Origin of the sequence: Nocardia nepalensis (genome assembly GCF_048910785.1) — a bacterium.
Lineage (GTDB): Bacteria > Actinomycetota > Actinomycetes > Mycobacteriales > Mycobacteriaceae > Nocardia > Nocardia nepalensis.
This window is the reverse complement of sequence record NZ_JBKBET010000008.1, coordinates 156,135-173,065: the sequence shown is the minus strand read 5'-3', so window position 1 is coordinate 173,065 and position 16,931 is coordinate 156,135. Positions and strand designations below refer to the sequence as shown.

At 65.5% G+C, this 16,931-nt stretch carries 17 protein-coding genes; 6 read left to right on the top strand and 11 right to left on the bottom strand.

What is annotated here, in order from left to right:
• Positions 1-10: 10 nt before the first annotated feature.
• The 4 genes from ACHQ4I_RS08190 (at position 11) to ACHQ4I_RS08175 (ending at position 2,611) form a co-directional block, all read left to right on the top strand.
• Positions 11-874, top strand: coding sequence for a helix-turn-helix domain-containing GNAT family N-acetyltransferase (locus ACHQ4I_RS08190; protein WP_420771083.1), 864 nt, complete (start codon positions 11-13; stop codon positions 872-874).
• A gap of 77 nt (positions 875-951) precedes the next feature.
• The gene (locus ACHQ4I_RS08185) at positions 952-1,326 is read left to right on the top strand and encodes an ArsR/SmtB family transcription factor (RefSeq protein ID WP_420771082.1); all 375 of its coding nucleotides are present in this window, start codon (positions 952-954) and stop codon (positions 1,324-1,326) included.
• Positions 1,323-2,090 carry an aquaporin gene (locus ACHQ4I_RS08180; RefSeq protein WP_420771081.1) on the top strand — a complete coding sequence of 256 codons (768 nt, stop codon included), beginning with the start codon at positions 1,323-1,325 and terminating at the stop codon, positions 2,088-2,090. The genes ACHQ4I_RS08185 and ACHQ4I_RS08180 overlap by 4 nt, the downstream gene beginning before the upstream one ends.
• A gap of 113 nt (positions 2,091-2,203) precedes the next feature.
• Positions 2,204-2,611, top strand: a complete 408-nt coding sequence (locus ACHQ4I_RS08175; RefSeq protein WP_420771080.1) for an arsenate reductase ArsC — start codon at positions 2,204-2,206, stop codon at positions 2,609-2,611.
• A gap of 165 nt (positions 2,612-2,776) precedes the next feature.
• Here the strand turns inward: ACHQ4I_RS08175 and ACHQ4I_RS08170 are convergent, their stop codons facing one another.
• The 5 genes from ACHQ4I_RS08170 to ACHQ4I_RS08150 all read right to left on the bottom strand — a co-directional run bounded on the left by ACHQ4I_RS08170 (position 2,777) and on the right by ACHQ4I_RS08150 (position 6,907).
• Positions 2,777-3,157: a PPOX class F420-dependent oxidoreductase gene (locus tag ACHQ4I_RS08170; protein ID WP_420771079.1), complete on the bottom strand. Its 381-nt coding sequence runs from the start codon at positions 3,155-3,157 to the stop codon at positions 2,777-2,779.
• 9 nt (positions 3,158-3,166) lie between these two features.
• Positions 3,167-4,102, bottom strand: coding sequence for an AraC family transcriptional regulator (locus tag ACHQ4I_RS08165; protein WP_420771078.1), 936 nt, complete (start codon positions 4,100-4,102; stop codon positions 3,167-3,169).
• Positions 4,103-4,199: 97 nt separating this feature from the next.
• The gene (locus ACHQ4I_RS08160; protein WP_420771077.1) at positions 4,200-4,961 is read right to left on the bottom strand and encodes an SDR family NAD(P)-dependent oxidoreductase; all 762 of its coding nucleotides are present in this window, start codon (positions 4,959-4,961) and stop codon (positions 4,200-4,202) included.
• Between the two features lie 565 nt (positions 4,962-5,526).
• Complete coding sequence (locus tag ACHQ4I_RS08155; RefSeq protein WP_420771076.1) at positions 5,527-6,210, bottom strand: type 1 glutamine amidotransferase domain-containing protein; 684 nt, start codon at positions 6,208-6,210, stop codon at positions 5,527-5,529.
• 115 nt (positions 6,211-6,325) lie between these two features.
• Positions 6,326-6,907 (bottom strand): TetR/AcrR family transcriptional regulator, encoded by a 582-nt coding sequence (locus ACHQ4I_RS08150; protein ID WP_420771075.1) that lies wholly within the window; start codon positions 6,905-6,907, stop codon positions 6,326-6,328.
• Between the two features lie 62 nt (positions 6,908-6,969).
• On the opposite strand from ACHQ4I_RS08150, the gene ACHQ4I_RS08145 reads away from it, so the two are divergent.
• The gene (locus ACHQ4I_RS08145; RefSeq protein WP_420771074.1) at positions 6,970-8,253 is read left to right on the top strand and encodes an NADH:flavin oxidoreductase/NADH oxidase family protein; all 1,284 of its coding nucleotides are present in this window, start codon (positions 6,970-6,972) and stop codon (positions 8,251-8,253) included.
• Positions 8,254-8,525: 272 nt separating this feature from the next.
• Here ACHQ4I_RS08145 and ACHQ4I_RS08140 read toward each other — a convergent pair whose 3' ends face one another.
• The 6 genes from ACHQ4I_RS08140 to ACHQ4I_RS08115 form a co-directional block, all read right to left on the bottom strand.
• The gene (locus ACHQ4I_RS08140; protein WP_420771073.1) at positions 8,526-10,601 is read right to left on the bottom strand and encodes an AMP-binding protein; all 2,076 of its coding nucleotides are present in this window, start codon (positions 10,599-10,601) and stop codon (positions 8,526-8,528) included.
• Between the two features lie 102 nt (positions 10,602-10,703).
• Positions 10,704-10,838 carry a hypothetical protein gene (locus tag ACHQ4I_RS08135; protein WP_420771072.1) on the bottom strand — a complete coding sequence of 45 codons (135 nt, stop codon included), beginning with the start codon at positions 10,836-10,838 and terminating at the stop codon, positions 10,704-10,706.
• Between the two features lie 693 nt (positions 10,839-11,531).
• On the bottom strand, positions 11,532-12,926 hold the full coding sequence (locus tag ACHQ4I_RS08130) for a lipase family protein (protein WP_420771071.1): 1,395 nt from the start codon (positions 12,924-12,926) through the stop codon (positions 11,532-11,534).
• Between the two features lie 469 nt (positions 12,927-13,395).
• Entirely contained in the window at positions 13,396-13,548 is a 153-nt protein-coding gene (locus tag ACHQ4I_RS08125; protein WP_420771070.1) for a hypothetical protein, read from the bottom strand.
• Between the two features lie 368 nt (positions 13,549-13,916).
• Positions 13,917-14,171 (bottom strand): hypothetical protein, encoded by a 255-nt coding sequence (locus ACHQ4I_RS08120; RefSeq protein ID WP_420771069.1) that lies wholly within the window; start codon positions 14,169-14,171, stop codon positions 13,917-13,919.
• Positions 14,172-14,368: 197 nt separating this feature from the next.
• Positions 14,369-15,589 (bottom strand): PucR family transcriptional regulator, encoded by a 1,221-nt coding sequence (locus ACHQ4I_RS08115; protein WP_420771068.1) that lies wholly within the window; start codon positions 15,587-15,589, stop codon positions 14,369-14,371.
• Between the two features lie 912 nt (positions 15,590-16,501).
• Between ACHQ4I_RS08115 and ACHQ4I_RS08110 the strand changes: the two genes are divergently transcribed.
• A complete protein-coding gene (locus ACHQ4I_RS08110) occupies positions 16,502-16,900 on the top strand; it encodes a hypothetical protein (RefSeq protein WP_420771067.1) in 399 nt (132 codons plus the stop codon).
• Positions 16,901-16,931: the final 31 nt, after the last annotated feature.

Below are 16,931 nucleotides of genomic sequence, written 5' to 3'. Positions count from 1 at the left end.
TAGTGGATGCATGACGTTGCTGGATATGCCGGTCGTCCGTAGCGAGCACCGCGCGGACGCGCTTCCGATCGCCGACGCGACGACGTATGCGGGCTGGTTCGCCTGCCTTGCCGACCCGACCCGGGTACGGCTGCTGCATCATGTCGCCACCCGTCCCGCGGGCATTACCGTGGGCGAGATCGCCGAGGCTCTCGGCGTCGGGCAACCGACGGTCTCCCATCACGTGCGCAAGCTCGCCGATGTCGGATTCGTGAAGGTCCACAAGAACGGCACCAGCACCGTCGTCGCTGTCGACCCGGCCTGCTGCGCCGGTCTGCCACACGTCGCCGACGCCGTCATGGGCGTGCTTCCGCCGCAACCGTGCTGCCCCGCCGACATCCCCGCCGACGTGGCTGTGCGCGCCATGACCGACACGGATTGGCCCGCGGTGCTGCGCATCTACGGTGAGGGCATCGCCACCCGCAACGCGACCTTCGAAACCGAGACCCCCGCCCGCGACGACCTGGACGCGAAGTGGCTGGCCCAGCACCGGTGGGTCGCCGAAATCGACCGCCAGCTCGTCGGCTGGGCCGCCGCCACACCGGTCTCGGCTCGCGAGTGCTACAGCGGTGTCGTGGAAACCTCCGTCTACGTCGCCGAGGACATGCGCGGTCGCGGTGTCGGTAAGGCACTGCTGGGCATCCAGGTCATCGCCGCCGATCAGGCGGGACTATGGACCTTGCAGACCTCGGTCTTCCCGGAGAACCGGGCCAGCATCGCGCTGCATCATTCGGCCGGATTCCGCACCGTCGGGGTTCGCGAGCGCATCGCACAGCTCGACGGCGTCTGGCGCGACACAGTCTTGCTCGAACGCCGCTCCGGCGGGTGTGCCTGAACCACTCAGCTCACCGACGACACGCATTCACCAGACGTTCGTTTGCTCACGGGTTCGACACCCATCAATATCGATGCGTGTCTAAATCAGAGTTACCGTTGACGGATGTGACCGAGCGCGAATGCGGGACCGCCCCGCTGGTCGGTCAGCCGTTGACGGAACCGCAGGCCGTACAGCTGGCCGCGACATTCAAGGCGTTGTCCGATCCGGTGCGGCTGCGGCTGCTCAGCACGATCGCCAGCCGTGCCGGGCAAGAAGCCTGCGTCTGTGATGTCTCCGAAGGCGTCGACGTCTCCCAGCCCACCATCTCCCATCACCTGAAGGTGCTGCGCGAGGCCGGACTGCTGACCAGCGAACGACGGGGCTCCTGGGTGTACTACCGGCTCGAGCCATCCGCACTCGCGCCACTGGCCCAGCTGCTGGAATACGCCACTGTCGAGGCGATCCGATGAGCGACCTGTCCCGCCGCCTGCTGGCCGAATTCGTCGGCACCGCCGCCCTGGTCGCGGTGGTCATCGGCTCCGGCATCGCCGCCCAACAACTCTCGCCCGACAATGTCGGGTTGCAACTGCTGGAGAACTCCACCGCGACCGTGTTCGGCCTCGGCGTACTCATCCTGGTGTTCGGCCCGATCTCCGGCGCCCACTTCAATCCCGTGGTTTCCGCGGCCGACTGGCTGGCCGCACGCCGACGCGGCACCGGGCTGCCCCTGCCCGAGGTCGGTGCCTACACCGTGGCCCAAATCGCCGGCGGCATCGCCGGTGCGGTGCTGGCCAATCTCATGTTCGACCTGTCCGCCCTCCAGATCTCGACCCATCACCGGATCACCAGCGGCCATCTGCTCGGCGAGGTCGTCGCCACGGCGGGCTTGACCGCGGTGATCTTCGCTCTGGCCCGCAGCGGCCGCGCCCCCCTGTCAGCCGCAGCGGTCGCCGCCTACATCGGCACGGCCTACTGGTTCACCAGCTCGACCTCCTTCGCCAATCCCGCCGTCACCATCGGCCGCATCTTCTCCGACACCTTCGCCGGGATCGCACCGACATCCGCACCCGCGTTCATCGCCGCCCAAATCCTCGGCGCGCCCCTCGGACTCACCCTGATCGGCCTGCTCTACCCCGATACCGCCGACACCGCGGACGCCGCCGACAACTTCGTCGTCCCCACCCCGACTCCGAACACCAACCCCTCACCGACTCCGGCAGCTCACAATGACTAGCCGACCCCGACGGCCAAACCCTCGAGACCCGTGCGTGGGATCCGCGGCCAGATCGAAACCCGTGTCCGCCCCCTCCCTCGACCTCCCCACCAACTGAAAGACCCATCCCACCAATGGATTCCAAGCCCAGCGTCCTGTTCGTCTGCGTCCACAACGCCGGGCGTTCCCAAATGGCCCAAGGGTTCCTGACCCACCTCGCCGGAGATGACATCGAGGTCCGCTCCGCCGGGTCCGCCCCTGGCGACTCGCTCAACCCCGCCGCCGTCGAAGCCATGCGCGAGGTCGGTATCGACATCACCGCTCAGAAGCCGAAGATCCTCACCCCGGACGCGGTCGAATCCTCCACCGTCGTCATCACCATGGGGTGCGGCGACGCCTGCCCCTACTTCCCGGGAGTCGACTACCGAGACTGGAAACTCGACGACCCCGCAGGACAAGGCATCGACGTCGTCCGCCCGATCCGCAACGAAATCCGCTCCCACGTCGAACAACTCATCAAGGAACTACTGTCCACCACATAGCCAGCGAACATCCGTTCACGCCGGGTTCGTGCGGCGATGGCCGCCCAAGCCCGAAAACACCGCCCTGCGTGATCAAGCCGATTCGGGTTCAGGTGGCGGTTGGGCTGGTGGAGTTCAAGCGGTACCGGCCGCGACATCGCTCCTGAACTCGGATATCGGCACGGGTCAGGCCGCGGTGATCTCGATGCCGATGGTGTCGCTTCGGCCGCGCCGCAACCAGCTGCTGAGGGCGGCGATCCAGCCTTGAATGCCGTAGCGTCGCCTGATCAGACGGCGTGCCTTGTCGCTGCCGGCATTGTCGAGCACGACGGCCGTGCCCGTTACGATCTCGCCGTGCGCTTTACCTCGGAGGCTGCACGGTTGCAGGGTGACGGCCGGGTTGCGGCGGATGCGTTTGACCTTCCAGGAGTTGGCATCGGCCGCGACGTAGAGCTTGCCGCTGTCGAGCGCGGCCCACACAGGGCTCGCTACCGGTGACCCGTCCTTCTTGAAACTCGTCAACAGTACGTAGCGCGCAGTGCCCACTGGGCCGAAGGGATTGTCCACGGCGGCCTCCTATCCGGTCAGCGGGTTTTCGTCGGCGATGCGCGTCGCGAAGCTGATCGCATCCTGGCTGGGTGGCGCGCCGAAAAGGCGGCGGTATTCTCGGCTGAACTGGGACGGGCTGTCGTATCCGACGAGGTATCCGATATTGGCGACGTCTTTGGGGTTTGCCGCGAGTAAAAGCCGGGCCTCGTTGAGTCTGATCTGTTTCTGGTACTGGATGGGCGTCGTGCGGGTTACGGCCTGGAAATTCCGATGGAAGGCGGAGGCGCTCATACCGGTGAGCCGGGCCAGGTACTGCACCTGGAACGGCTCTCGATAGTTTTCCCGGATCCATTGCACCGCTTTGGCGATCGGCGAGAGTCTGGGGTCGGTGAGACCGATCTGGCGGACGATCGCGCCGTGCTCGCCGGTGAGCAAGCGCCACAGAATCTCCCGCTTGATCAGCGGTGCGAGCACGTCCCGATCACGCGGCTGGTCGAGTAGGCGAACCAGTCGCACGGCGGCGTCGAGCAGTTCCTTCGACGCGCCGCCGAAGCCGACAGCTGGTGACGCGATGGCGTCGCCCACGAAAGTGCCAGAACCTGCCTGTAAGAGCAGCTCCGCGACCTGCGAGGGCTGGAGCAACAGACACAGACCCAACACCGGTCGTTCCGGGGTGGCTTCGAGAAAACGACATTTGAGCGGTACGGCGGTGGAGGCCACCAGGTACTGCCCGGCACGGTAGTCGTATACCTGCTCGCCGTACGCCAGACGTTTCGCGCCCTGGGCGATCAGCGTCATGCGCGTGCCGACCATGGACGGCGGTGCGGGCAGGTCCGATTCCTCCCGGCCGACGAGCAGGTCCTGGATGGCCGTCGCCCCGTCGTCTCGAGCATGGCGGGCCAGGAGCATGCAGAGCTCGTCGAGCAGCATGAGCCGCGGTTCAGTGCCCCTGGATGAGCCCATCCAGCAATCCTTTCACTTCACAAATCACCACTCATCATGCTGGGTTCGGCACTTCGATCTGAACAATTCCGCTCATGGCGGAGTCAGTCGGTCGTGTTCAGATCTGCTCGGTGGGACGTACGAGCAGTTCACCGACGGCCACATGTCGTGGGCGGGTGACGATGTAGCCGACGGTATCGGCGATGTCCTGGCTCTGGAGCCGGTCGATGCCGCCGAAGGCGGCGGCGAGCTGCTGTTGAATGGCGGGATCGTTGTGGTCGCGCAGTTCGGTGTCGACACTGCCGGGCTCGACCACGGACACGCGGACGTGCTGGTGTGCCAGTTCCTGGCGCAGCGCCTCGCTGAACGCGCCGACCCCGAACTTGGTGGCGCAGTACACCGCCGACATGGCGAACGCGCGGCGACCGGCGAGCGAGCCGATGTTGATGATGTCGGCGACCCGACGCGGTTCCTGAGCAGCGGCCTCGACCAAGTGCGGAACTGCGGCGTGGGTGCAATACATCAGGCCCATGAGATTGATGTCGACCATGCGCCGCCAGTCCGCCAGATCCGCGCCCGGGGCGGGTCCGAGCAGCATGAGGCCAGCGTTGTTGACCAGGATGTCCAAGCGGCCCAGGCCGGCGACTGTCTTGTCGACCGCCTCCGCGGCGGCGGTCGGATCGGTGACGTCCGCGGGCACCACCAGTGCACGGCCACCCGCGCCGGTGATTTCCGTGGCGAGATCGGCCAGCCGGTCCTCGCGCCGACCGACCACGGCCACGGCCGCACCGTGGCGGGCAAGCTCCAGCGCGGTCGCACGGCCGATACCGCTCGAAGCTCCGGTGACCAGCGCGACGGTTCGGTCCAGACGAGGGGTCATGGTTCACGGCCTTTCGATAAAACGTGCACGTTTGCTGAGCGCCCTACACACCTCCCCGGAACAGCGGAAACAGGCCATCGCCGCAGCGGACATCCAGCGGCCTGCAGGAATTGCGCGATGTCTTCATCCGAGCTGGCCGACGGAGCTGGGACAGCTGGTCGGACGTCCGGTGCCGGACTCGCGGCGGCGCCATTGCCGTCCGCGACGATCACGGCCCCTGTTCCGGGCGTGGTGGACGGGACGATTGATTCAACCACCCTGACCTGCGGAAACGATAGAACGATGCTCGCACACGCTTGCACGATCCTCGCATGGAACTCGGGCAGGGTGACGAGCAGCGAAGGATTCCTCGGACTCTCGGAATGTACGGTTCCAGACGTAATTGTCATGGGCCGAGGAACAATCGTTCATACGGCAGGCATGGCAGCAGTAGACGTTCCTCGATGGTGTCGCGGATCAATTCGATTGTGAACCAACGCTTTCGGCTCCAATCATCGATCACATTGCGAGCCGCCACCGCGGCGCGTAGGCCGTCCACGTCGGGTCGGGCGCCGGTGCGCAGGGGTCACAGGAGGGCGGCGACCTTCTTCGCCGTCTCCTTGGCCGATCCGGGGTTCTGACCGGTCACGAGGTTGCCGTCGACCACGGCGTAGGAGAAGTACGGCAGCTTGCCTTTCTCATAGCGTGCGCCTCGCTTTTTCATCTCGTCCTCGGCGTTGTAGGGCACGAGCTTGTCGACGCGGATGAGCACTTCCTCCTGCCAGGCAAACCCGGTGACCCTGCGACCGGCAACAAGGTAGGAACCGTCGGAGAGCCTGGTGTTGAGCAGGCCGCAGTAGCCGTGGCAGACCGAAGAGACGATGCCGCCGCGTTCGTAGATCTCCCGAGTGATGCGCTGCAGGCCTTCGCTGTCAGGGAAGTCGTACATCACCGCATGCCCGCCGGTGAAATAGATGGCGTCATAGTCGGCCGAGTCGATCTGGTCGGGGCTGGCGGTGGTCTCCAGCAGCGCCATCCGTGCCGGATCCGCACGCCAGGCTTTCGCGGTCTTGTCATAATTCGGGAACTTCAGCGACCGAGGTTCCAGGGGAGAGGGGCCACCCGCCGGGCTGACGATGGTCTGCTCGAATCCATGCTCTTCGAAGACCTCCCAGGCGTGGGCGAGCTCGGACAACCACAAACCGGTCGGGTGGGACGGGTCGTCGTAGTGGCCGACGTTGGTGACGACGTTCAAGATGCGTTTGGTCATGCGTGGTCATCCTCCTGAATGTTTACATTGCGTACATCGACGAGGCTAAGACGGCATGTAAGCACTGTCAACACCTGCGTCGGTGTGAGTGGGCGCACCCTGCGGCGGTGGCGGCCTACTGTGCGCGTGCGGAAAGAATTGCGGCGAACGCGGCGCGCACGCGATCGGCCACCTCGCGGCTCGACTCCGCCGGGAGCTTGCCGTCCAGGTGTAGGTATGCCATGCCATGGGCCAGCGCCCACCATGCCGAGGCCAGCGCCTGGGCGTCGGCGTCCGGGAAGACCTGTGTCATCGCGAGTTGCACGAGATCGTGGATTTCCTCTGACGCCTGGACCCGCTCCTCGTTGCCTTCGTCGCAGGCATTGCCGAACATCAGACGAAACAACGCCGGTCGGCGCAGGGCGAACTCGACATAGGCGACCGCCAGCTCGCCGAGGCCCGCCGCGGACGCCGGGAGCTCGCGTCCGTCGCTCAGGTCCGCCTTCAGATCACGTAAGCCCTGCACGGCCAGCGCGGACTCCAGAGCGTCGCGGTCGGCGAAGTGTCGATAGGGCGCGGTCGGCGAGACGCCCGCCTCGCGAGCGATGGCACGCAGCGAGAACGGTTCGCCGACTTCGAGCATGCGCATCGCCGCCGTCAGCAGCGACGCCTTGAGGTTGCCGTGATGGTAGCCACTCTTCTTCGCCGAAGTTGACATCGCTTACATTCCCCTTCTACTCTCATGTTAGCAATGTAAACTTACCGCATTCAGGAGCGGCGATGCCATCAACAGCCCCCACCCCTGCCAGGTTCGGCGGTGCGGAGCGGACTTCACCGGTCTTCGCGCCGTTCACCCTCCCGAACGGCTCCGTGGTCCCGAACCGGCTGGCCAAGGCCGCCATGGAGGAGAACATGGCCGCATCCGGTCAACTCCCCGACGAGTCCCTGTTCCGGCTCTATCGGCGCTGGAGTCGAGGCGGGGTCGGGCTGATCATCACCGGCAACGTCATGGTCCACGCCGAGGCGCTCACCGGGCCGGGTGGCGTCGTCCTGGACGCGGAATCGCCGCTGGAGCCGTTCCGTCGGTGGGCCGTCGCCGCGAAGAGCGGCGGCGCGCGGGTGTGGATGCAGATCAACCATCCGGGCCGGCAGGTGCGCGCGGACATGCCCGGCGTCGCCTGGGCGCCATCGGCGATCCGTGTCGATGTCGGCAAGAACAGCAAGCGCTTCGCCGACCCGGTCGAGATGACCCCGCAGCAGATCGAGGAGACCGTGGCGCGCTTCGCCGAGACGGCTCGTCGGGCCGAGGCGGCCGGGTTCGACGGTGTGGAGATCCACGCCGCCCACGGCTATCTGCTGTCGCAGTTCCTCTCGCCACTGGCCAACCGGCGCGCCGATCAGTGGGGCGGCAGCCTGGAGAACCGGGCCCGGCTGCTGCTCGATATCGTGCGTGCGGTGCGGGCCGCGGTCGCTCCCACCTTCGCCGTCGCGGTCAAGCTCAACTCCGCCGACTTCCAGCGCGGCGGCTTCGATGCCGACGATGCCGCGAACGTGATCGCGATGCTGGCTCCGCTCGGCGTCGACGTAGTCGAGCTCTCCGGGGGCAGCTACGAGGCGCCTGCCATGACCGGCCAAGCCAGTGACCAGCGGACCCGAGCCCGCGAGGCCTACTTCCTCTCCCTCGCCGAAGAGCTCGCGGCAACCAGCCCGCTGCCGCTGATGCTGACCGGAGGTGTCCTCCGGCGACCGGTGGCCGAGGAGGTCCTGGCCGGCGGCATCGATCTTGTCGGCATGGGCAGCGCGCTGGCCGTCGACCCCGACCTGCCGAACAGGTGGCGCCAGGACGCTGACGCCAAGGTTGAGCTCACACCCGTGAAGATGAAGGACAAGGCTGTCGCGTCCGCCGCGAGCATGGCCCGCGTGCGGCAACAGCTTCGCCGCCTCGGCGCCGGACGGCGCGCGCGTCCTGGGATCAACCCCAAGGTCGCTCTACTCCGAGAGACCGTGCTCCAGCGTCGCGCCCTGCGCCGATACCGCACCTGGCTGAACATCGGTGCCGCGTGAACCATCTCGGTGCCCTCTACCAGAGGCCCTGCTCCATGGAGTCGCGGCCCCATATCTCATCGACCCGGACAACGCTCACCTGACGTGAGCCGATGGGCTGCGCTGAATCACCGATGTCGGTCGGTAGCTGGTGGACCACCACTGCCCAGCTACCCCGCTACTCGCTCCCGGGTCAGGTCCAGGCGGGTGACCATGTCGAGCCGGGTGTTTCGGGCCGCCGCGGGCACGCGGACCAGCATCACCGTTGTGGTTGCTGGTCTCCGATGTGCGGGTCAGGTCTCGGTGGAGGGGTTGGCCGGTTGTCCGGTGAGCAGTCGTTTGAGGACCTTGCCGGTTTCGCCGCGGGGGAGCGTGTCGAGGAAGGTGACGTCGCGGGGGACGCTGAAGCGGCTGAGGCGGTTGCGGATGTAGGTGCGGATCATGTCGGGGTCCAGGCCGGTGCCTTCGCGTTTGACGATGAATGCGGCCAGCCGCTGGCCGAATTCGCGGTCGGGTACGCCGACGACGGCTGCCTCAGTGATCTGCGGTATGTGCGCGAGTGCCTCCTCGACCGGGCGCGGGAAGACGTTCTCGCCGCCGGAGATGATCATTTCGTCGTCGCGTCCGACGATGAACAGGCGGCCGGTGGCGTCGAGGTAGCCCAGATCGCCGGTATCGAGCAGGCCGTCGGCCTCGTCGGGTGGAGCGGAGTTGACGTACCCGTCGAAGAGCATGTGGTTGCCGACGTAGATGCGGCCGGTCGCGCCGATCGGCAGCGGCTGCCGATCCGGGCCCATGACGGCGATCTTCGTGCCCAGCGGCGGCCGCCCGGCCGTGGTGGGGGAGATACGCAGATCCTCGGGGGTGGCGATGGTGGCCCAGGAGACCTCGGTGGATCCGTAGATGTTGTAGAGGATGTCGCCGAAGGTGTCCATGAAGCGCAGCACGGTCGCCGCGGCCAGGGGAGCACCGCAGCTGGCGACGACGCGCAGGCTGGAGGTGTTGTAGCGGGCTCGCACGGCGACGGGCAGGTCGAGTATGCGTTGCACCATTGTCGGCACGAGAATCACTGTGGTGACCCGGTTTTCGGTGATCAGCCGCAGACACTCCTCGGCATCGAAACGCTCGGCCAGCACCACGGTGTCGCGTAGTGCGGTGCTCAGTTGCAGCGCAGCCAGGCCCCAGGTGTGGAACAACGGGGCCGGAATCAGCATGGTTTCCTGCATCCGTAAGGGAATTCGGGACAGCAGCGCGGCCACCGTCGCGAATCCTTTCGGGTGCGGACGGCGGGCGCCCTTGGGGGTCCCGCTGGTGCCCGAGGTGAGCACGATCAGCCGACCCGGCCGCGCCGGTCTGCGAAAACCCTTGCTTTCCAGCAGGATCAGACCCTCGATGCTGCTTCGTTCGGATTCCGGTGCGGCGGTGTCGGTGAGATAGCGGTGAATTTCGCTGTGCAGGTACCGGACCAGGTGGTCGAGTTCGCGGTCGACGAACAGGGTGGTCAGCCGGTGCCGCTGCACGGTGTCTTCGAGCTGGCGCGCGGATAGTCCGGCGTTCAGCAGTACCACGTCGACTCCCAGTTTGCCTGCGGCGACCATTGTTTCGACCATGCCCGAGTGATTGTGTGCGAGCAGGCCGACCGCGTCGCCGGCGGTGAGCCCGAGCGTGGCCATACCGTCGGCGAGGGCCTGCGAGCGTTCGTGGATCTCGGCAAAGCTGCGGCGGCCCCGATCGTCGATCACCGCGATGCGGTCGGGCGAGTGGGCGGCCGCTGCGGCGTAACCACCGGCCAGGCTGAACCCCCAGGCGGCAAGGCGGCCAAGCTGTTTGACGCCGACATCGGGGCGGTAGGTGCGTCCCACACCCGTCGATACGATCTGGCGGGCCACCGCGGCGCGATGTCGCAGCGCAGCATCTTCCCCGTTGACGACCACCGAGGTCGGCACGCCCTGCATCAGTTCGGCAAGCCGACGCAACCCGGCCTCGGTCCATGCGATGATCTCCGCATTCGCCAGTCCGGCGACCACGGGATGCGCTCGGGCGGGCGCGAAATAGGTGATGGTGACGCGGGTGTGGTCGTCGCTGTCGCGCAGCCGCACCGCGGCGAAACTTCCGATCGCCGCACACTGCAGCACGAAACTGTCCAAGTTCCGGCGCACCTCGAGCGTCACCGTCAGCGTGCGGATCCCGGTAACGGGTGTGCCGATGCGGAACTGCCAGCGTGGCTGACCATCGATCGTTTCGACCGGCTCGCAGGCACCGATACCCGGAAAGAGTCGTGAGTAGGTTGCCGAATCAGTGAGCAGATTCCAGACGGTGCGACGGGCGACCGGCAACAACGTGGCCGCTTCTATGACATCACTAGCCAACTTCGTGCATTTCTCGTAAACCGGGGTCGCTCGAGACCCGCGAGCCGGTGGAACTATCTATATGCATCTATATGCGAGGCGTCGGCGGACCGGTGCCGACGATCACCGGAGTTGGGCCTGCGCGGTGGCGTATCCGAATAGTTTGTGCGCACCCCAGCCCGCGCCGACAACAAGGGTCTCGGGACCGAAACTGCAGCGGTCCGTGGTCGGCTGCGGGTCTTCAACAGCGGCGAACATCGGCGATCTTCTCCTTCGGCGTCTGGGGTCGTGAAATGTCAGAAGATCAAACCGGACAGGAGATGATCGACACAATTTTCAGACATTACCGAACATCAGCGGGAATGGCGCTTGATCTGCGCACTGTTGTGATTTCTAACGGCCCTGTCCCGGGGAAAGCTGTGACGGGTTGGAAACCAGCTTCTACTGCCCGGGTAGATGTCGGGGCCGAAGGATACAACCGGCGTGGTACCGGATGTCATGTTTGCGTGTTCTAACCGATGCCCGCGCCTCACATGATCGGTGATACGCGCGCAATCAGTTATCAGCATGGGGTCGGCATTGACAACAGTCGAAAACGACCTGGAACAAAGTCGACAGCTTGGAAGCAAACACATGGAGGATGCGCGACTAACCGAAGCCGACGGACCTGCCGGCGACGACCTACGCCGATCGGGCGTCCCGAAAAGTAGTGTGATGCAGCGGGTGCCCGAAAGCCTTGCAGATTGCTACGTGTGCGTCGAGGCGCGCGATGTGATCAGGCGCCGCTATAGGAATTCCGGGCTGGATTGCATATCTCAGCGGCCGGTTGCGAAGCGGCAAGAACGGCATCAGCGGAATCGAGATCGCTGCGGCCTGACCGCTGGCTCGATGCGCGACGGGATGGAGCGCGTGTTGTCGTTCGACACGCCAGTGCGCTCGAGCGGTCGATGTTCAGGCGGCGACCGGGTGGGGTGGTCGTTGCGCGGGGATAGGTGTTCGGGAAAGCGGACGGCCGAAAAGAACTCGCAGGACGGTGGTGGCCATGAAAAGGTAGCCGCGCCCGGCGCTGCGGGATGCCGCGATGGACCAGACCGTGCGGGTTTCAGAGGGCGGGACGGGTCGTGCGGCGAGACGGTCGGCGAGCCAGTCGAGGCTGAGCGGGGTGGCCAGGGCGAGCAGCGTGAAGTGTTCGCTGAGGCGGTCACGCAGGTAGGTGACGTGCGTGCCGCCGCGGCGGTAGCGGTCGACTTGACCGTCGACGCCTTCGGCGTGAATGACCTGGTCGTGGACGGGCTGGACGACCAACAGCGGACAGGTCGGGATGGAGCCGCCGAGGCGGAGATCGTCCAACATCAACTGCAGTTCGGGTTCGGTGAGGATATCGGCGAGCGGTCGGTCGAGGTAGCGGTCGACGTCGTGGTTGGCCAGGCGCACCAGAGTGAGCAGCGGCGGCAGGCGTTCGGCCGCGGTCAGCAGCGGGTAGCCGGCGGGAGTGAGGTGGGTTTCGATCAGGCGGTCCAGCGCCGGGTAGACGTGGCGCATCGCCGCGATGACCATGGCCGGGAACCCGGCGAACAGGCCGCCGTTGAGGCGGACAAACACCTGTCCCGGGTCGCCGACGGGCGCACCGAGAACGGCACCGACGATGTCGAGCTCCGGGGCGTAGGTCGGGGCTGTTTCCACCAACCAGGAGCTTGCCATGCCGCCGCCGGAATATCCCCAGACGGCAACAGGACTGTCGGCGTGCAGTCCTAGGGGGTGGAAGCGCAGCGCCGCGCGAATGCCGTCGAGACAGCGATAGCCGGGTTCGCGTGGGGCGCCGAAGTTTCCTTGCGGCCCTTCGTGATCGGCAATCGTGACCGCCCAGCCGCAGCGTAGCGCCGGGGCGATCATCAGCAGCCATTCGATCTGGGTGATGGACCCGAGAGCGCGGGCGCCGCAGCGTAACGCATACGACGGTGCGCAGCGTTCGGTGACCGCATCGACGGCAGATTGAAAGGCCAGCAGCGGACGTTGGACATCCGGGTCCGCGTCGGTGGGCAGCAGTACCGTGGTGACCGAGGCCTCCGGCCGGCCGTGCAGGTCGTTGCTCCGGTACAGCAGCTGCCATGCCGAAACCTGCTGTGGTACAACACCGAACAGGGCAATGTCGACCGGCCGGTGGCGCACAATGGTGCCGGGTGCGATGCCGGCGAGATCGGCCGGTGGGTGCAAGAACGGGTCCTGCGAAGACAACAGCGGTATCGGTCGACTCGATCCGGTTCGGCGGGCACGGCGATGCAGCCATTCGATTCGCCGGACGACGGCCTGTCGGAGAACGGAGGTTTTCGTTCTGGTCACGGTCACAGCGAGCCTCCCGGGTTTTCCTCGGAAATGGTTGCACGGCCGGATTTCTCGCGAGCTCTCCCAGAAATAGCTCCACCGGCTTCTAGACCCTACGAGTCCGCCGAGCGGCCAGTAAAGATCGACTGTCGTGTACTGTGCTGTGTCATAAGGCTTTTGATGTCGCGACGATGATTCGTCATTGCGAACCTGGGCGGCAGATGCCACCCGGTCGCCTTCCCGAGATCGGCCTCCTCAGGCAGCAGCTCGTACTCATTTTTTCGTGAGTGCACCCAGATGATGACGCACGCGAGCATGATCTCCAGCGCGCCGAAGAACAGGAATTCGGTCGGCCGGCTGGGCGGGCGTTCAGGGCGATGGAGAGCAGCCGCCGGAGGGTCGCCGAGGCATACCGGGACGGCAAGGATGCTGAATTCAATCGGGTGATATCGGGGTCGTTTACCCGGTCTCAGCCAAGGCAGCGAAAATCAAGTCACTGACAGCCCTTGATGGACACCGGGTTCTGGCCCGTTATCGGGCGGCCGTCACGCACGGCGTGCGGCGTCATCGGGATAGTGGAGCGCACATAGTTGGCTCCCTTCGCGCGCAGTTCGTCCTCCCGGAGGAACGCCACCCTGCTCTTCACGCCTCGGAACACTAGGCCCGTTTCGAGGTCCACGCCGTTGTGGACCGTCATCGGCGTCGTTGCCGGACGGCGGGATGTCGAGCATCCACACCTGAAACGGGCAGTCGGGAAGGACTGGATCGGCGTGCAGTTCTGGTCGGTCTGTCGCGGGCGCGGTCTATAGGAGACCGCAAGGGCAGCGCCGAGTTCCAATCGACATGATCAGTGCACTGAGGCCGAATACAGCGACGAGGCTGCAAGTGCTAGTTAGTCGTGCCAGGCGAACGAGTCAGAGCCGTGGTTTTTCCCTGCGTCGCGTTGAACCACATGGTGGTGGTCGTTGATTGACAGCCCGATGCGCACGCGGCAGTGGGAGCGGTGTTTCAAGGTCACGTCCATCGCCATTGTCGACACCGTGGTTGCGGCGGAATGAGTTTGGTCCAGAAGTCGTGGCGTACTGCGTCCCACAACTTATTCATTTCCGGAAGGAGTTCTCGCGCTTGTGCGAGATCCGGAAAGTCCTCGGGGCCGAAGGATACGATCGGCATGGCGCCGGATGCCTCGTGGACCGCGACGATGGAGATCAGGTGGTCCTGAAACAGCCGCCACGTCGCGCGTAATCCTTCGAATTCGGTTCGTCGCATATCATCCATGTTTTGTTTCCAACTCGTCGACTTTGTTCCAGAGCGTTTTCGGCCGCCGTCAATGTCAACCTCCTGCTGATTCTGATTTTACGAATAATATCGGTCGGGTCGGGTCCGGACATGGATGAGAAACGCAAATGGGAACGGCGGACGCTGATCGGCTGGAGTAATTCCGCACGCACTCGACCGCACCCTGCTCACTTGCGGTAAGTGTGGGCAACCATTGCCGAACGCAGGTGCCACAGCCCGCTCGCGTGGGTGGGATCGAAGCCTGTGAGCTGGCCGATCCGCTTGAGCCGGTAGTCCACGGTGTTGGTGTGTACGTGCAGTACTCGCGCAGTGCGCTGGCGGTTCAGGTTGTGGGCGATATGGACCTGCAGGGTCTCCAGCAGTTCTGGATACTCGTCCAATGGATCGAGCAGCGACCCGAGATGTTCGCGGGCGGGGCCGGGGCGGGTGAGCTGGTATTCCAGAGCCAGGTCGTCGAAGTGATACAGGCCCGGCACCGACCCCAGCCGGGTGACCATGTCGAGCAGTTCGTGGGCTTGATCCGCGGCGGCGGGCACGGTATCGGTAGCGGCGGTGACCATGGTGGCGGTGATGTGCACGCGGGCCGCCCGCGACAGATGCCCGATCAGTTCCTTCAGGCTGTCCTTGGTGATGTGATCGGCGGGGATGAGTAAGGTGCCGCCGTCGATCGACAGCAGCGACAGCACGGTGTCGTCGCAGCGGGTGGCCAGTTCCGCCTGCACGCGCCGGAGTTTGCGGCGGGCAACGACTTTCGCGTCCAACATCGGGTTGGCCTCGTCCGGGTGCGGCGGAATGGCCAGGGCTATTACGCGATAGCGGTCGGAGATGTCGATGCCACACTCGCGGGCCATGGTTGAGGTGGGGTGCCCCCCGAGCAGCGCCGAGGTGAGCGTGTGCACCGCGGTGTGGTGCTCCGACACCACCGCGCGCAGTTCGCGCACATAGGCCATCGAGACCGCCGTTGTCATGGTGTCGAGCATTTCGACGACGAGTTTGGCGCCGTCGAGGATGCTTTGGTAGTCGGCGATGCGGAGGGTCAGCATCGGCTCGGTGTCATCTGAACCGGAGGCACGCTGCTCGGCCAAGGCGGGGGACACCACCAGGTCGAAGCCGATCTTGAAGCCCTCGTGGATAGCGTGGTGAATGGTCCCAATGGGCACGCCTTCGCGAGCCCATTGGGCCGCAGCGTCCTCGAGCTGCCCGGTCTTCTCCGGAATGTTGCTGCCGTCCAGCATGCTGACCGCCAGCTCCAAGCACACGCGGGTGATGACGGTGATGTCGCCGTGGATCGCGTCACCAGGCAAGGTGCCACAGGGGGCGACAGTTTCGACGAAATGCCCGACCATCTGCCGCGACAAGGCCCGCACGTCTTTCAACGGCAATGACATGGGCCGGCCGGACACAGTGAGTCCTTGCCGGCGGGCGAAGGTGACAGACATAGTCGAACTTCCTTCCATCCCCGTTAACTGCACTATTGCACCAGCGTAACCAGAACAAGATTCGAGATAACGGGTTTACTCCGAGTAACGTGATATCTCGGCAAGAGCGGTCAACAAGCGATAGTGATAGTTCACAATGGCGGTCGGATAAGCCGCGACTGATGTGCCGAGTTGCCGGAGAGCAGCGAGCCGAACACGACCGGGGGAGTCACCGAAACGAGCGCAACCGGCGAGATCGACGGCGTGGATCCACACCTCTCGCGTACGCACCCACGGCGGGTATGGCCGGACGACGGCAGCTGAATCGTGCGCCGTCTGGTCTGTGTGCTCTGGCCCGCATCGGCGGTTGTCGCGGTCATGGTCGGATTGTGGATCGGGGATGCCACGGCACCGTGGCGAGCACGTGGGCGAGCCGCTGCCAACCGACCCGATCCCACGCCCGCCGGCCCCACGCCGCACTCGCCGTTGGCCGAGTGCGGATGCCGACACCGAGGTCTTGCCGCGATTACATGACCTGCGACCCTCTCCCGGCCGACACCGATCCGCAAGCCGCCATGGGTCGACCACCGCAGACCTCCACGTCGCTGACCGATGTGCAGACAAACCCACACGAGGAGGCCTGAGCCTTTGGGTGTGCGCAGGCGGATCGGGGCCGGGTAGCCGCGTCCGTAGGCGACCCGCAGGGTGGTGGATTCCCAGAGATGGGTGAATTCCGGGTCGGCCCGCAGTGTGTGGAACAGGTGTCGTGCCCGGGGAGGTCGCGGCATCGTCCGAGTGCTCCGCGCAGGATGGTCACGGCGAGGCGGGCTTCGTCGCCCCAGTTGTCGATGATGCGGCGGGGGTGAACATCCACAGGGCGAGGTGATTGCCGACTTCGGCGGGGCCGGGCACCGTGCGATGGAATGTCTGGTTACCGGCCAGCGCGGTTGCGAGGGGATCGATGTTGACAGCGAGGACCTCTCGGGTATCGAGTTGGTCGAGGTGGGCTCGCAAATATCCAGGTCGGACGTGCCGCTGAGCCAGGGCGCGGTGAGCGCTGCGGGTAGAGACGGCAGTGATGCCGTTGGCGGATCGAGTAGTGGCCAGATCGGATTGGCTGGCGAGCGGGCTGTTGAGGCGGTGTGTTCTGGGTTGACAGTGTCTTTCGAGGTTCAGTATGTCGGTGGTGTGGAAGGCGAACGCGTTACCGCTGCCCAGGCGAAGGCGCTTGCTGCACTGCTGAAGTGGCAAGCGGATCATTGCGACGTCGACCGGTGCTGAATCTCCGGCGCTGCCGACTCGGTTCCGGGTC

What these genes read in the sequence shown, in the direction of transcription:
- ACHQ4I_RS08150 (WP_420771075.1), bottom strand. Translation starts at nt 6,907, where the DNA reads ATGTCAACTTCGGCGAAGAAGAGTGGCTACCATCACGGCAACCTCAAG.
- ACHQ4I_RS08145 (WP_420771074.1), top strand. Translation starts at nt 6,970, where the DNA reads ATGCCATCAACAGCCCCCACCCCTGCCAGGTTCGGCGGTGCGGAGCGG.
- ACHQ4I_RS08165 (WP_420771078.1), bottom strand. Translation starts at nt 4,102, where the DNA reads ATGGGCTCATCCAGGGGCACTGAACCGCGGCTCATGCTGCTCGACGAG.
- ACHQ4I_RS08175 (WP_420771080.1), top strand. Translation starts at nt 2,204, where the DNA reads ATGGATTCCAAGCCCAGCGTCCTGTTCGTCTGCGTCCACAACGCCGGG.
- ACHQ4I_RS08155 (WP_420771076.1), bottom strand. Translation starts at nt 6,210, where the DNA reads ATGACCAAACGCATCTTGAACGTCGTCACCAACGTCGGCCACTACGAC.
- ACHQ4I_RS08115 (WP_420771068.1), bottom strand. Translation starts at nt 15,589, where the DNA reads ATGTCATTGCCGTTGAAAGACGTGCGGGCCTTGTCGCGGCAGATGGTC.
- ACHQ4I_RS08120 (WP_420771069.1), bottom strand. Translation starts at nt 14,171, where the DNA reads ATGCGACGAACCGAATTCGAAGGATTACGCGCGACGTGGCGGCTGTTT.
- ACHQ4I_RS08135 (WP_420771072.1), bottom strand. Translation starts at nt 10,838, where the DNA reads ATGTTCGCCGCTGTTGAAGACCCGCAGCCGACCACGGACCGCTGCAGT.
- ACHQ4I_RS08190 (WP_420771083.1), top strand. Translation starts at nt 11, where the DNA reads ATGACGTTGCTGGATATGCCGGTCGTCCGTAGCGAGCACCGCGCGGAC.
- ACHQ4I_RS08160 (WP_420771077.1), bottom strand. Translation starts at nt 4,961, where the DNA reads ATGACCCCTCGTCTGGACCGAACCGTCGCGCTGGTCACCGGAGCTTCG.
- ACHQ4I_RS08180 (WP_420771081.1), top strand. Translation starts at nt 1,323, where the DNA reads ATGAGCGACCTGTCCCGCCGCCTGCTGGCCGAATTCGTCGGCACCGCC.